Here is a 13865-nt window from a genome sequence, read left to right as displayed (position 1 = left end):
CGAACTAAATCGTTTAGAGGTAACAAGACGAATTTGGGTAAGGTGAGAATTCAATGCGTTTGGTAAACACTCGTTATGTTCAAGAAGGATCAGTTCTTGCGCGTCCAGTGATCAACTCTTCTGGCAGGGTTTTATTACAGTCAGGGGTACGCGTAACTGCTTCTTACATTAACCGATTAATATTGATGGGTTATGATGTCTTATTTATTCAGGATGATCGGCTAGAGGACGTAGAATTTCATTTAGCAATTACAAGTCAAACCCGTGAGGTTGCCTATAAGACCATTAAAAATGTTAGCAGTTACATTGAAAGTGGTTTAGAAGGTTCTTTAGTAGTGGCAAACGTTCGATCGTCTGTCCAACACATGATCAATGATCTATTGTTTAGTACAGATATTCTGGGAAATTTATCAGAAATTCAGGGGTATGACGATTACACGTATCACCATTCAGTCAACACTACCATTATTGCGCTTATTTTGGGCATTGCTTCCGGATATTCAGAACAAAAGTTGATTGAACTGGGTATGGGAGTTCTCATGCATGATATAGGGAAGATCAAGATACCAGAGCGAATTCTTAATAAGAAGACACCTCTGACAGAAGAAGAATTTGGGGAAATTAAACGACACACGATTAATGGGTTTGATATTCTACGCAAGAACAATGATTTTAGTTTGCTTTCTGCCCACATTGCTTTTCAGCACCAAGAGAAATGGAATGGTGCTGGGTATCCTAGGGGGCTAAAAGGAAGCGAAATTCATGAGTACGGTAGATTAGCGGCAGTCGCTGATGTGTATGAAGCTTTGACAAGTAAACGGGTTTATAGAAAGGCTATGGAAACAAATGATGCCTATGAATATATTATTTCACAAGGAAATATTCATTTTGAACCGCGAATATTAGAAGTTTTCAAGAAGAATATTTCTGTATATCCCACTGGGTCAGGTATTGTCTTAAGCAATAATCAGAGAGGGAATGTTGTAAAACAGAACAGAGCTTTTCCAAATCGTCCCTTTGTGCGAGTTTTTTATGAAAACGAACAACCGCTTCAGATACCTATTGATTATAATTTAGCCGATTATCCGTCACTAATGATCATAGCAGTTGATAATCGCTGATACTTTTTGTGAATTAAGGCTCAATAATTAAAAGTAGTTGTAATAGAAGTAGGGTCTTATTAGGCTAATCAAATAAGCCTGCCATATTGGCAGGCTTATTTGATTGTCTAAGAGTTTTCTAGAAGGGCTTTAAATGCTTCAATTTGGTGTACTGGGCGTTGACAAGTGAAGTTTTGACATAAATAGGCAGTCATTTGGTTAGGTATGATAGGATAATCCTGGATCCAGGGGACAATTTCGATAAGGTTTCCTTCTTGGTATAGAACAGAAGCATAGGGACGGAACGTAGAAAAGAATAGTTTACGCATCTCTGGTAGTTCAGGTGTATTGAGAGAACCAGCAAGAATCAGTTCCTGACTAGGATGAAGAGCAAACTGGAGAGCTTGAAGAAAAGCGGTGTAGCCTGAAGGATGTTCCTCAAGAACCGGTCGAAAATCAAGGAGTTGTTGTTCAGCTTTACGTTCCCATCGTTCGTCGCCAGTCATCCGAGCGAATCGAAAGAGGTTGAGTGCGGTGATCGAGTTGCCTGAAGGCAGGGCTCCGTCATAGCTTTCTTTAGGGCGGAAAAGAAGTTCTTCGGCATCTGAACCAGTAAGATAGTATCCACCTTCCTCTTCGTCTCTAAAGAGTCGATCTTGTTCGGCTTGAAGTTGAAGCGCTATTTGAAGGTGGTAGGGTTTACCACCAGCAGTGTAGAGCTCTAGGAGTCCCCAGATCAAAAACACATAATCGTCTAAGTACCCAAGAAGGGCAGAATCCCCTTCACGGAAACGAGCTAAGAGCCGACCATCATTGCGACGAAGGTGGGTCAGGATGAAGTTGGCAGCTTTTTCTGCAGCATCGAGGTAGAGCGTATTTCCTAAGACTTGGGCCCCTTTGGCCATTGCTGCAATCATAAGCCCATTCCAGGCTGTCAATATTTTATCGTCTTTATGGGGGTGAATGCGTTTCTCACGTGTCTCAAATATAGTTTGGCGTGCTGTCGCTAGGGATTGCAACACGCCATCTTCAGATTGAGTGCCCTCGTGAATGATTTTCCCTAACGATCCTTGTAAAAGGTTGGGAATACTTTTCCCCTCAAAGTTACCCTTTGGAGTAATGTCATAGGTCGCACAGTATTTAGCGGCGGTCTCTTTGTCCAGCACAGCTTCAATTTCCGCAGGAGTCCAAACATGGAATTTTCCCTCCACTCCTTCGGCGTCAGCATCTTCTGCAGAGTAATAACCTCCTTCAGAGGAGGTCATGTCTCGAAGTACATAGGCGAAAATTTGCTCTGCGATTTGAGCATCCCTATAAAGATGACTAACTTGATAATTTTCTAAGTATGCTATTGCGAGTAGGGCATTATCGTAAAGCATTTTTTCGAAGTGAGGGACAAGCCATTTTTCGTCTGTACTATACCTAGCAAACCCGAAACCAACATGATCATAGATACCTCCATGGGCCATACCATCTAGTGTTTTGCGAACGATTTCTAGAGCTTTGTCCTGCGGGTGGTCTTGAGCATAACGCAGGAGAAAGGTTAAAGTATGGGGCGTGGGGAATTTTGGAGCACGACCAAATCCGCCGTAACGCGCGTCAAAGCTATGAGCTAAAACACGATAAGCATTTGCGATAATCTCTTTGCCCCAAGCCTGAAAAGCTTCGGAACCTGTGCCTTGGTCGTTCGGGGAGGCGAGGTCGTTGATCGGAGAGGATAGGGGAGAGGGTTTGGTCGGGATTGACCGTTGGGATTGTACAGCAGATACAATCTCCTCACTAGACCCGCGCAGTTTTGCTTCATCTGTTTCCCAGAGAGTTCCTACTTGTTCCAAGAGTTCCATAATCCCTTTATGTCCATAGCGCTGAGTTTTTGGAAAGTATGTGCCTGCGAAAAACGGCTTTTTCTGGGGAGTCATCATAATGGTCAGCGGCCAACCGCCGGACCCGGTCAGAGCTTGGCAGAAAGCCATGTACAAATGGTCAACATCCGGACGTTCTTCACGGTCCACTTTAATGGAGATAAAGTAGCGATTGAGTAATGCTGCAACCTCTTCATCTTCGAAGGATTCCCGTTCCATGACGTGACACCAGTGGCAGGTGCTATATCCAATACTTAGAAATATTGGTTTATTTTCCCTCTTAGATTTAGCAAAAGCTTCCTCATTCCAAGGATACCAATTAACTGGATTATACGCATGTTGCAAGAGATACGGACTTTTTTCGTCAAGTAGTTTGTTGGCTTGTTTGCTGGTATTTCCCATAGTAACCTCCGTTGTGTTGGATATTTAACATGACATGTTATTAGTATGTCAATATGGAGAACATTTAGCAAGGAATCGTAAATATTTAATCGGAATGTTCAGTTGAATTGGTGAAGGTGGTGTTTGTACTTTAGGCCGGAGTTGAAGTGAGGGAGATACCTCAGATAATATCATTAAGTTGACAATTATTTGGATAGAATATATATTTATTGTAAACCAAAATATTATAACTAGTTTACAATAGTAATGAGTAAATATATATTTATGAAGGAATTAGAAGCTAAGTATCAATAAAAAGGGGCAGAGTGGATGAAAAATTTTTACACGAATCTGGAAAATGCGTTGCATAAATTAGATGAACAGCATCTTTTCCGAGAGATGAAAATTGTACATGGGGCATCGACCGAATGGGTGGAGATCAAGGGAAAAAAGCTATTAAATCTTAGCAGCAATAATTATCTGGGCATTGCTGATCATCCTATGTTGAAAAGAGCAGCCATTCAAGCGATTCAACAATCGGGCTGTAGTGCTACTGCGGCACGCCTGATAGTGGGAAACTACGAGTTGTATGATCAGGTGGAAAGAGACTTAGCCCGGTTTAAAAACACTGAAGCAGCTCTGATATTTAACTCCGGATATGCGGCTAATGTGGGAATAATTACGGCTCTGGTAGGCAGAGGAGATATAATCATCAGTGATAAACTCAACCATGCCAGTATTATTGACGGTGCCCGCCTGAGTGGGGCAGAAATTCTGCGCTATAAACATATAGATATGGCAGATTTGGAGCGGTGTATGCAAAAGGCGGAGGGTTACAGTCGTAAATTGATTGTCACTGACAGTGTCTTTAGTATGGACGGAGACCTTGCTCCCCTTCCTGCAATAGTAGAATTAAAGGAAAAGTACAGAGCGGTTTTGATGATAGATGAAGCCCATGGGAGTGGAGTCTTTGGAGAAAACGGCCGGGGATTAGCGGATTTCTACGGGATTTCTGATCTGGTAGAAATTAACATGGGTACATTGGGTAAGGCTTTCGGCTGTTCCGGTGCCTATGTAGCTGGGCGGAAAGTATTAATAGACTATCTGTGTAATAAAGCTCGCAGCTTTATTTTCACCACGGGTCTCCCACCAGCCGTCGTGGCCAGTATCCAAGCGGCCATTCAGGTAGTACAACTGGAGAATTGGAGGCAAAAAGATGTTTTGGCTAAAGCTTCTTGGGTGAGGGGAGAACTAGCCAAGGCAGGATTTAATTTGTTAAACAGTGAAAGCCAGATTATTCCTATCTTGGTAGGGGATAATGAAGCAACTCTGGAGTTTAGTAGCCGCCTTTTTGATGTAAATATCTTAGCAGTGGCTATCAGGCCGCCAACGGTACCACCCAAGGCAGCCCGCTTACGTTTGACTATTATGGCCACTCACAGCAGAGAAGATTTGGCTTGGGCAGTGGAACAGATAAAGCTTATCGGTCGGGAACTGGGGATAATTTAAGAGGGAAGTGAACGGAGATAAAAAATATCGTACTTATTCATGGCTGGGCCTGTGATGAAAGTATCTGGCAGGAGACCAAAAACTACCTAGAACAAAAATATCGCTTGTATACTATTAACTTGCCTTCAATGAAAAATATGCATAGTTATCGAGATGCTGTGATTGAGTTGATTGAGCAAAAGGGTCTGACTAGAGTAGTTTTGGTAGGTTGGTCTATGGGGTCCCTTGTTGCCATCCAGGTGGCAAGTTACCTTCTACATAAAGTACAGGGATTGGTATTAGTCAGTGGAACGAGTAAATTTCTAGCAGAAACACAGACCTCGGTTCTGAGTAGCAGAACCTCTCTCAAGGATACAGATTTTGAAAATAACGAGCTTTATCAGGGAGGTATTCCTTCAGTTTTGGTAACAAAAATAAAAAAACGACTAAGCAAAAATCCAGAGAGAACATTCAATGATTTTTACAAGCTGATGTTTAGTTCTAAGGAGCAGGCTCGGGAATTGGATGACAAAATTATAGACAATTACCTCTGCCATGGACGGATATGGGATCTTCTCGAAGCCCAGTCTGGTTTAGATTTTCTGATGGAAGCTGATGTCAGGGCATATTTGCCCAATATTACTTGTCCTACTTTGTTGCTTCATGGTGAAGAGGATAACCTTTGTCCCTTAGAGGGCGCTAATTTTATTGAACGGCAGTTACCCTATGCCCAATTAGTCAGTTACCCCGGAGTTGGACACATCCCATTCTTAATTGAATTCAGGAATTTTCATCAAGTTCTAGAGGAGTGGTTATCTGTTCTATGATGGTCGATAAAGTGCAGGTGCAAAAAAAATTTGGTCAAAGTGCAGCTACTTATGACGATTATGCTATAGTTCAGAAGGAGATGGCTAGGGAACTTCTTGCCAAGATTAAGAGCACAGGGCGTTGTTTTCAGACCATATTAGAGATCGGCTGTGGTACTGGATTTTTTTACAGAACTCCTTGCCAGAGAATACCCAAAAGCCCTAATTACAGCGGTTGACATTGCTCCGGAAATGATCGATTTAGCTAAAGAAAAGTTATCGGGTTTTGCCAATATTAGCTATTTAATAGCTGATGGGGAAAAGCTGCAAATAGGTAACGAATCACTAGGCGCCCCATCCTTTGACTTAATTGTATCCAATGTAGTTTTTCAGTGGTTTACCGACTATGCCAAGCCCTTAGCTCAGTACTATGCATTGTTAAATACCGATGGTTATCTGATTTTTAGCACGATTGGCGCCGGAACCTTTAAGGAATTATATGTTTGCTTGAATAATAGCTCAAAGGTTAATACCCAACATGAGCTAAGTTGCCGTGAAGGGCACACAAAAAGGGAACCATTTATTGAAGGCAAATGCCTTCATGACTACTTAATTAGAACTGGATTTAAGTTTGTTAGTGTAGAAGAAGTCACAAAACAAGAATATTTTAGTTCGTGCCGCGAATTTTTAAGAGCTTTAAAAAAGATTGGGGCTAATAATTACCTTGATGGGGAACTGGTTGTACAGGGGATAGGTTCTGGCATTTTTTCTCTCATGAAGAGCTATGATTCGATGTTTATTAATGAGCAGGGGGTGTTTGCCACCTATCAGTGTTTATTTGGCTGGGGGCAGAGAGATATATAAGTGAATATCTAAATAAATTTTAAGGAATATTGGTGGTGTTTGTAGATGTCTTATATTAAAAAACTAAAAAATAATATTATTAATGGTTACAGAATAACAAAGGAAGAGGCTCTATTACTTTATGATTGGCCCCTTGATGAACTGTTAGCGTTGGCTAATGAGATTAGACAAGTTTTATGTAAAAACGCTTTTGATATATGCACAATAATTAATGGAAAAAGTGGGAATTGTTCAGAGAACTGTAAATATTGCGCCCAGTCAGTACATTTTAAAGCTTGTGTCGAGGAGTATTCACTACTTTGTGGAGAGGAGATTTTAGACAGTGCTTTAACCAATTACCAAAAAGGCGTGCTTCGCTTCTCAGTTGTTACATCTGGACGTGGTTTGGATAATAATGAGATTTTGGATATTTGCGATACATACAAGTCAATTAAAGAAAAATGTAACATATCGTTATGTGCTTCTCATGGCTTATTAACCTATGAGCAGTTCAAACTGCTTAAAAAAGCAGGGGTTACAAGATATCATTGTAATCTTGAGACATCAAGAAGATTTTTCCCAAATATCTGCACTACGCATACGTATGATGACAAAATAACGGCAATTAAAAATGCTCAACAGGTAGGATTTGAAATTTGTAGCGGTGGTATTTTGGGGCTTGGAGAAGAATTTGAGGATAGATTGGATATGGTGATGGATTTAAGAGAGCTTGGCATTAGGTCCATACCTGTTAATATTCTAAACCCTATTGAAGGTACTCCTTTGGAGCATAACCCAAAGCTTTCCGACGAAGAGGTACTAAGAACAATTGCTATTTTCAGGTTTATCATTCCTGATGGCGCAATTCGCCTTGCAGGAGGCAGGGGGTTGCTTGCTGACAAAGGTAAGAGAGCTTTCTTATCTGGAGCTAATGCTGCTATCACGGGTGATATGCTTACTACAAGCGGTATATCTATTAAAGAAGATAAAGAAATAATAAGTGGCTGCGGGTATAAGGTGCAAATGCTATGAGTAAAGGAATATTTATCACTGCAACAGGTACAGATGTTGGTAAAACCTACATTACTGCATTAATTACAAAAGCTTTATGTGATCATGGAATAAATGCAGGGTACTATAAAGCGGTACTTAGCGGAGCAGAAATAATCAACGAAAAGATTATTGCTGGTGATGCCAAACTTGTGTTTGATTGTGCAAAAATTGAAAAAGAACCGAATGATTATGTTTCCTACATTTTAAAAACTCCTGTCTCACCACATTTAGCGGCAGAACTTGAAAACGTTACTATTGAACTTAATAATATTTATAGTCATTTTAATCGGATTAAATCAGAATTTGAGTATATAACGGTTGAGGGAAGCGGTGGCATTATATGTCCAATACGGTTAGATGGTGAAGTGATAATGCTGACTGATATTATTAAAAAACTAGGGCTTGAAGTGCTTATAGTTGCTTCAGCAGAACTCGGAACAATAAATCATACTGTTTTGACAGTTGAATATGTAAAACAACAGGGTATTTGCATTAGAGGAATTATTCTTAATAATTATGACGACAAAAGCTTTATGCACAGGGATAACAAACAGATTATAGAAAGGTTGACTGGCATCGAGGTGATTGCAATGGTAGAGAAAGGTGCAAAAAGGCTGAATGTGCAAAATGATATGCTGTGCAGCTTATATAAGGAGATTTGAAAGGAGATTTGAGTATATGAATCTTGTGGAAAAAGACCTTAAATATATTTGGCATCCATGCTCTCAAATGAAGGACTATGAAGAACTTAAACCAATCGTTATAAAAAACGGAAAGGGTGCTTATATCTTCGATATAAACGGGAAGAGATATCTAGATGCTGTATCCTCTTGGTGGGTAAATCTTTTTGGACACTCAAACAACAGGATAAATAGAGCAATTAACGAACAAATAGAAAAACTGGAACACGTTATTTTTGCAAATTTTACCCATGAACCTGCTATTCAGCTTGCAGAAAAAATAGTGAATATTACTCCTGATGGATTAGATAAAGTTTTCTTTTCAGATAATGGTTCGTCTGCTATCGAAGTTGCATTAAAAATGAGCTTTCAGTATCATCAACAAACGGGAAAAATAAAAAAACAACGGTTTGCGGCATTGCAAAACGCATATCATGGTGAGACTTTAGGTGCTTTGTCAGTAGGAGATCTTGATTTATATAGCAACATTTTTAATCCACTTTTGCTCAATACATTACGTCTTGAAAGCCCTGATTGTTACCGATGTGTATATGGTAAATGTAGAGATAATTGCAATTTTGAGTGTTTTGCGAACATGGAAAAGGATATTATATTGCATCATGAAGAACTGTGTGCTGTTATTATAGAACCATTGATACAGTGTGCTGCCGGTATGAAAATGTATCCACCTGCTTATCTAAAAAGGTTAAGAAAATTATGTGATGAATATGATATACATCTAATTGCAGATGAAATAGCTGTTGGTTTTGGGAGAACAGGTAAAATGTTTGCCTGTGAGCATGCAGGAATTTCACCGGACATCATGTGCCTATCAAAGGGGATTACAGCAGGGTATCTTCCACTTGCCCTAACCGTAACTTCAGATAAAATATATGAGACCTTCTATGGTGATTATTTAGAGCACAAGGCATTCATGCACAGCCATAGTTATACTGGCAATCCGATTTCTTGTGCAGTTGCAAATGAGTCACTAAGCATTTTTGAAACTGAGGATATAGTTGCAAAGAACAAATTTACCGCAAAGTACATGTTAGAGTGTGCAAATACCTATTTCTCTGAGAGTAAAAATATCGGTGAGTATAGACAGACAGGAATGGTTGGAGCTATTGAGCTGGTTATGGATAAAAACACAAAACAGAGTTTTGAACCGCAAAAACGCATAGGTTATGAAGTGTATAAAAAAGGCCTAAACAAAGGTATTGTAATTAGACCTTTAGGTAATGTGATTTATTTTATGCCACCTTATGTTGTTAATCAAAATGATATTGACTTTTTATATTCTCAAACAATAGAATCTATAACTGAGGTTTTAAATCAGTAATGTGTTCTCTTGTCGAAAGCGAGGGTGGTTCGAGGAAACAATGAGTGATGTTCATAAAGTAATTATTGGTTCAAGAAACGTACATGCCATCAATGACAGGTAGAATATCCAATACTTAGAAATATTGGTTTATTATCCCCGGAAGATATAGCGAAAGCTTCTTCATCCCATGGATACCAATTAACCGGATTATAAGCATGTTGTAAGAGATAGGGACTCTTTTCGTTAATTAATTTGTTAGCTTGTTTGCTGGTATGTATCATAATAACCTCCGTTTTATTGGATCTTAACATGCCATGCCATTAGTATGTCAAAGTATAGAATATTTAGCAATGGAAGCGAAAGTTCAACGAGATATTCAATGGCAAAGATTTTTTCAATAATGCTGTAAAAATTGGGGTTGTATTTTACGAATTATTTGCATATAATGCTAACAACAAGCTGTGGAGGTGTGAAAATGCCGAATATTAAACCGGTATCAGATCTAAGAAACTATAACGATGTTCTCCGTTCCTGTCAGATTGGCGAACCAGTATTTTTGACTAAAAACGGCAGAGGCCGCTATGTCCTTTTAGATATCCAGGAGTACGAAAAACAACAAGCAGTAATAAAGCTACTGTCCAAGCTTTCCGAGGCAGAGGATGCTGTTAAAACAGGAGAGGAATGGAAATCACTTGACGATCTCAAGAAAGCATTGGAGGTCTGAGAGTGAAATTCATAATCCGAATCAACCCTGTTGCAATAGCTGATGTCCAGGAGATAAAGGCTTATATGTCCGAGGACAATCCAGTTGCAGCCGAACGAACAGGTAACGATATTTATGCCAAGGTTGAAAAACTGGCAGAGTTTCCTCATATGGGTGCATCTCTCGGTTCAAGAATTAACATAAAAACGGATTATCGCTTTCTTGTATGTGGGATGTATCTCATCTTTTACAAGATTGAAGGGGAATTCGTATCAGTTTATCGTGTCTTGAATGGTATGAGGGATTACCTGTCGATTCTTTTTAAAGAAGATCTGCATGGACACTTAAACAAACCTATTTGAAACCAATTACGAAAATATAGTGGCGTTTATATCCATAGGGATTAAATTCAGAGGTGTACACTTTCAGGACATTCCTTCATTAAAAGTAAAAAAAGTTAATTCTTCTGAGCTATCGTAAGAAAACGATGGCTTATTTGCTTAAGAATGTAATAATCAATTAGCTTGAAATTCTCTTTTCTTGTTGTAAAAGGCCACGCATATTGGCAACTGCTCGTTACTCCACATAATATGACCACAGGTTTAAATTATGGGAGCTTGAGCTTCTTTCGGAGGAAACAGTCAGATCGGTTATTTTAGCTGGATTCCCAGAGAACAATTGCTATCCAGAGGAATTAGCGGACTTACTAAGATTACCACTCGTTCTTATTTTGTATCTTCTTTTAAGTGGCTCTGAGGTCACCAGAGGAGAGCTTATCAGAGCATTTCAGAAACAACCAACGATTGATCTGACAATCGCAGACGAACTTTTAAAGGTTATGGGTGCAGGGACAAGAGGAGGACAGATTACGAGATTGACTAAGTCAGATGAGTTGTAGAAATGATCAACGGACAGTCGATATCTGAAGTTTAAAATCCCCACAACCATTTTGTGGGGATTTTACTTTCAATCTATATCAGCCCTAATATGGGGGGCATTTATAGGGCTAGATAATTGAAGCATTGTTATAGCATATGCCTGGGTTACGGTGATGAGTTGCGGGCATGGCATTAAACGCGTGGGTAATATGCCGCACACCCCACTGCACAGCCAGTTCCATCTGAGCTAAATCGGCGGCGGTATGTCCGGCTGAGGGGATTACGCCATGCTCTAGGCAAACCTCAGCAAGGTCTCGTCCATCCGGTCGTTCCGGAGCAAACGTCAGGATCTTCAAGAGACCTGGAAACTCGCGCAGCAGGTTAGCCAAGAATTGTGCACTCCCATCTCTAGCTCCATCCCAAATCAGTTCCGTTGCTTGTGCGCCTCGGAACTCCTCCGCTATAAAGGGACCTTCTAAATGTAGTCCAATTCGATCCGGCAGAACCAATGTTGCGCCGCGTACCAAACCCCGGTCCATTCGTATGCCTCCCCAAGTGCCTACACTATTATTCCATCAACTAAACCTTTCGCGATATTCTATAAATAGACCAGACTGATTCCGGTCTTTTTGATAAGGACTATATATGACTATATCCATTACACTATCATAACCTTTGAGATATTATCTATATTTTTGAGAACAATGAAACAACCAAGGGGTTTAATTACCCTTGGGTTTTAAAAACTGCACTTAGATATTGATCTTGTAGCAAGCAGGCCTACAGTTCGACTTGCTTGCCTTATCATTTGTTACCTAAACCGCCTCTTAGTACAAACATCAAGATGGCGATTGCATGATTGCTAAACTTTAATCATACGGATTTTAGTTATTCGGATTTGTCGGATGTATGTTTTGATAATCAAACGTTAGTTGGCACTATCTTCAATTGCTCGGAGTTAACAGGGACATCCTTCAAAAATATCGTTTTTAGAATAAACCATTGTAGAAGACATATGGACATTTTCTTTATGATAGCCATTACTTTCACGTTGCAAGGCATAAGATTTTAAGTGCGCTTACACTCATTCTGTAATTGGATTAAGATATCGACAAATTCACGTGAGGCCAATTGTCATCTGTTCCAGAAATTGCTCGGTCATGCTCAGATTACCTTATAGCAAGATAACTAAGATCTCCACCCATTTTGAACGGATGGAGGTCTTTTATTGTGCTCTCATAGAATAAATGAGATATTATTTACTAACGAGCTAAAACTTTTTCTGATTTTAAACGTGTAATTAATAAAGGGTTAAACAGAATATGAAACACCAGAAAATGGTAGCCTAAGAAGAGATTTAGTTAAGTTGACTCACCAGGAGGATAATCATGCATTTCATCACTGATCTATTCAATAATTATGGGTATATTGTATTATTTGTAGCACTCATGCTTGAACTTATAGCTTTTCCGACACCGGGGGAAAGTTTGATGACCTACTGTGGGTTTCTTGTATTTCAAGGGAAGCTAAATTGGGGGCTCAGTGTTATTGTTGCAACTATGGGTGTTATAGCGGGCATTACGATTTCCTACTTTATTAGCCGCACTTTAGGTACTCCTTTTTTTCAGAAATACGGTTCCTACATTCATTTAGGGCCAGATAAGTTAGAAAAAACATCTCAATGGTTCGAAAGGTACGGCAATGGTTTGCTGGTCATCGCTTACTTTATTCCTGGGGTAAGGCATATTACGGGTTATTTCTCAGGAATTGCCAAGATACCTTATAAAAAATTTGCTTTAAACGCTTATATCGGGGCTTTTATTTGGACAGGTACTTTTATTTCTTTAGGCAAGATTTTAGGGTCAAACTGGGAGAAATTTCACGGTGCGATTAAGAAATATCTGATCATAGGTGGAATTATTCTTGCAATTGTTTTGTTATGTATTTATTTTTATAGGAAATATAAGGAACTCATTATTGATATTGTTATGGAATCTTTAGAAAACGGTATCCAAATATTTCATTCGCTTGGGAAGATGAAAGTGGCTATCGTTGGGATTGCTGCAATTTTTATTGGCTTATCGATTGTCTTGATTGGACTTATTCAGGACTTTTTAGCCCACGAATTTAGCCAATTTGATACGATTGTTACGTATTTAGTTAGCTTGATCTTTCCGGAAAACTGGTCCTATGTAATGGAATTGTTTAAGTTTCCAACGGCACCAGAAGTCTTGCTTGCCTTGACGTTACTAATATTGACGTGGATTATCCTCAAAGGCAGGAATCGACTTCTGGAAACAGGGTTTCTTTTCATTACCGTTTTTGGGGGAGCACTATTGGAAGAAGGATTGAGACTTATTTTTCATCGCGTGGGTCCGAGTGGATTTATCTCCACCTTTCCCAGTCGAGAAACCTTATTAGCTGTAGTTGTCTATGGCTTTGCCTCGTTTATGGTATTGCGTCATTCCAAAAACAGGTGGATTGGCACGTTGCTGTTCATCATGACACTAGGTGTTTGTATAGTCACAGGTTTAACGGACATCTTCTTTCAGGTACAATATCCGAGTGATACAGTCGCTGGTTATGTTTTTGGTGGAGTCTGGTTAAGTTTAAATATTGTGCTGATGGAAGTTTATCGTGCATTATCGGAAGTGAACTCGTTCAACTAAAGTTGAACGATCGAGTCTTCGGCTGGGAACTCTACCCCCACCGAAGCGGAGCCGGGGGTCCCACTCCCACTTGAAGTG

General features: G+C 39.7%; 16 protein-coding genes. 13 read left to right on the top strand and 3 right to left on the bottom strand.

What is annotated here, in order from left to right; translation table 11 throughout:
* Positions 1 to 53: 53 nt before the first annotated feature.
* Positions 54 to 1121 (top strand): HD-GYP domain-containing protein, encoded by a 1068-nt coding sequence (locus UF75_RS03505; RefSeq protein WP_045573209.1) that lies wholly within the window; start codon positions 54 to 56, stop codon positions 1119 to 1121.
* A 107-nt stretch (positions 1122 to 1228) separates the two neighbouring features.
* On the opposite strand, the gene UF75_RS03500 is transcribed toward UF75_RS03505, so the two are convergent.
* Entirely contained in the window at positions 1229 to 3364 is a 2136-nt protein-coding gene (locus tag UF75_RS03500) for a thioredoxin domain-containing protein (protein ID WP_045573208.1), read from the bottom strand.
* Between the two features lie 309 nt (positions 3365 to 3673).
* Between UF75_RS03500 and bioF the strand changes: the two genes are divergently transcribed.
* Genes bioF through bioA form a run of 7 tightly spaced genes read left to right on the top strand, consistent with a single transcriptional unit; the run spans position 3674 to position 9555 of the window.
* The gene (gene bioF, locus UF75_RS03495) at positions 3674 to 4852 is read left to right on the top strand and encodes an 8-amino-7-oxononanoate synthase (RefSeq protein WP_045573207.1); all 1179 of its coding nucleotides are present in this window, start codon (positions 3674 to 3676) and stop codon (positions 4850 to 4852) included.
* A 17-nt stretch (positions 4853 to 4869) separates the two neighbouring features.
* Positions 4870 to 5658: an alpha/beta fold hydrolase gene (locus tag UF75_RS03490; RefSeq protein ID WP_082074994.1), complete on the top strand. Its 789-nt coding sequence runs from the start codon at positions 4870 to 4872 to the stop codon at positions 5656 to 5658.
* The gene (locus UF75_RS28940; protein ID WP_197079312.1) at positions 5655 to 5876 is read left to right on the top strand and encodes a hypothetical protein; all 222 of its coding nucleotides are present in this window, start codon (positions 5655 to 5657) and stop codon (positions 5874 to 5876) included. Before UF75_RS03490 ends, UF75_RS28940 begins: the two co-directional genes overlap by 4 nt.
* Positions 5809 to 6501 (top strand): methyltransferase domain-containing protein, encoded by a 693-nt coding sequence (locus UF75_RS03485; RefSeq protein WP_045573205.1) that lies wholly within the window; start codon positions 5809 to 5811, stop codon positions 6499 to 6501. The genes UF75_RS28940 and UF75_RS03485 overlap by 68 nt, the downstream gene beginning before the upstream one ends.
* Positions 6502 to 6546: 45 nt before the next feature.
* The gene (bioB, locus tag UF75_RS03480; protein ID WP_045573204.1) at positions 6547 to 7512 is read left to right on the top strand and encodes a biotin synthase BioB; all 966 of its coding nucleotides are present in this window, start codon (positions 6547 to 6549) and stop codon (positions 7510 to 7512) included.
* Entirely contained in the window at positions 7509 to 8195 is a 687-nt protein-coding gene (bioD, locus tag UF75_RS03475) for a dethiobiotin synthase (RefSeq protein ID WP_045573203.1), read from the top strand. The genes bioB and bioD overlap by 4 nt, the downstream gene beginning before the upstream one ends.
* Before the next feature lie 16 nt (positions 8196 to 8211).
* Entirely contained in the window at positions 8212 to 9555 is a 1344-nt protein-coding gene (bioA, locus tag UF75_RS03470; RefSeq protein WP_045573202.1) for an adenosylmethionine--8-amino-7-oxononanoate transaminase, read from the top strand.
* Between the two features lie 89 nt (positions 9556 to 9644).
* Here the strand turns inward: bioA and UF75_RS26800 are convergent, their stop codons facing one another.
* Positions 9645 to 9818, bottom strand: coding sequence for a DUF255 domain-containing protein (locus UF75_RS26800; protein ID WP_242860097.1), 174 nt, complete (start codon positions 9816 to 9818; stop codon positions 9645 to 9647).
* Positions 9819 to 10012: 194 nt separating this feature from the next.
* On the opposite strand from UF75_RS26800, the gene UF75_RS03465 reads away from it, so the two are divergent.
* From UF75_RS03465 to UF75_RS27965, 3 genes are all read left to right on the top strand, one after another.
* Positions 10013 to 10261 carry a type II toxin-antitoxin system prevent-host-death family antitoxin gene (locus tag UF75_RS03465; protein WP_045573201.1) on the top strand — a complete coding sequence of 83 codons (249 nt, stop codon included), beginning with the start codon at positions 10013 to 10015 and terminating at the stop codon, positions 10259 to 10261.
* A 2-nt stretch (positions 10262 to 10263) separates the two neighbouring features.
* Positions 10264 to 10602: a type II toxin-antitoxin system RelE/ParE family toxin gene (locus UF75_RS03460; RefSeq protein WP_052692979.1), complete on the top strand. Its 339-nt coding sequence runs from the start codon at positions 10264 to 10266 to the stop codon at positions 10600 to 10602.
* 368 nt (positions 10603 to 10970) lie between these two features.
* Positions 10971 to 11138, top strand: a complete 168-nt coding sequence (locus tag UF75_RS27965) for a hypothetical protein (protein ID WP_156146197.1) — start codon at positions 10971 to 10973, stop codon at positions 11136 to 11138.
* A gap of 108 nt (positions 11139 to 11246) precedes the next feature.
* Here UF75_RS27965 and UF75_RS03455 read toward each other — a convergent pair whose 3' ends face one another.
* On the bottom strand, positions 11247 to 11657 hold the full coding sequence (locus tag UF75_RS03455; protein ID WP_045573200.1) for a hypothetical protein: 411 nt from the start codon (positions 11655 to 11657) through the stop codon (positions 11247 to 11249).
* A gap of 320 nt (positions 11658 to 11977) precedes the next feature.
* On the opposite strand from UF75_RS03455, the gene UF75_RS30660 reads away from it, so the two are divergent.
* Positions 11978 to 12190, top strand: a complete 213-nt coding sequence (locus UF75_RS30660) for a pentapeptide repeat-containing protein (RefSeq protein WP_082074993.1) — start codon at positions 11978 to 11980, stop codon at positions 12188 to 12190.
* A gap of 316 nt (positions 12191 to 12506) precedes the next feature.
* Complete coding sequence (locus tag UF75_RS03450) at positions 12507 to 13787, top strand: VTT domain-containing protein (RefSeq protein WP_045573199.1); 1281 nt, start codon at positions 12507 to 12509, stop codon at positions 13785 to 13787.
* Positions 13788 to 13865: the final 78 nt, after the last annotated feature.

Source organism: Desulfosporosinus sp. I2, assembly GCF_000960765.1.
Classification (GTDB): domain Bacteria; phylum Bacillota; class Desulfitobacteriia; order Desulfitobacteriales; family Desulfitobacteriaceae; genus Desulfosporosinus.
This window is presented reverse-complemented; position numbering and strand designations above follow the sequence as displayed.

What these genes read in the sequence shown, in the direction of transcription:
- UF75_RS03505 (WP_045573209.1), top strand. Translation starts at nt 54, where the DNA reads ATGCGTTTGGTAAACACTCGTTATGTTCAAGAAGGATCAGTTCTTGCG.
- UF75_RS03500 (WP_045573208.1), bottom strand. Translation starts at nt 3,364, where the DNA reads ATGGGAAATACCAGCAAACAAGCCAACAAACTACTTGACGAAAAAAGT.
- bioF (WP_045573207.1), top strand. Translation starts at nt 3,674, where the DNA reads ATGAAAAATTTTTACACGAATCTGGAAAATGCGTTGCATAAATTAGAT.
- UF75_RS28940 (WP_197079312.1), top strand. Translation starts at nt 5,655, where the DNA reads ATGATGGTCGATAAAGTGCAGGTGCAAAAAAAATTTGGTCAAAGTGCA.
- bioB (WP_045573204.1), top strand. Translation starts at nt 6,547, where the DNA reads ATGTCTTATATTAAAAAACTAAAAAATAATATTATTAATGGTTACAGA.
- bioD (WP_045573203.1), top strand. Translation starts at nt 7,509, where the DNA reads ATGAGTAAAGGAATATTTATCACTGCAACAGGTACAGATGTTGGTAAA.
- bioA (WP_045573202.1), top strand. Translation starts at nt 8,212, where the DNA reads ATGAATCTTGTGGAAAAAGACCTTAAATATATTTGGCATCCATGCTCT.
- UF75_RS26800 (WP_242860097.1), bottom strand. Translation starts at nt 9,818, where the DNA reads ATGATACATACCAGCAAACAAGCTAACAAATTAATTAACGAAAAGAGT.
- UF75_RS03465 (WP_045573201.1), top strand. Translation starts at nt 10,013, where the DNA reads ATGCCGAATATTAAACCGGTATCAGATCTAAGAAACTATAACGATGTT.
- UF75_RS03455 (WP_045573200.1), bottom strand. Translation starts at nt 11,657, where the DNA reads ATGGACCGGGGTTTGGTACGCGGCGCAACATTGGTTCTGCCGGATCGA.
- UF75_RS03450 (WP_045573199.1), top strand. Translation starts at nt 12,507, where the DNA reads ATGCATTTCATCACTGATCTATTCAATAATTATGGGTATATTGTATTA.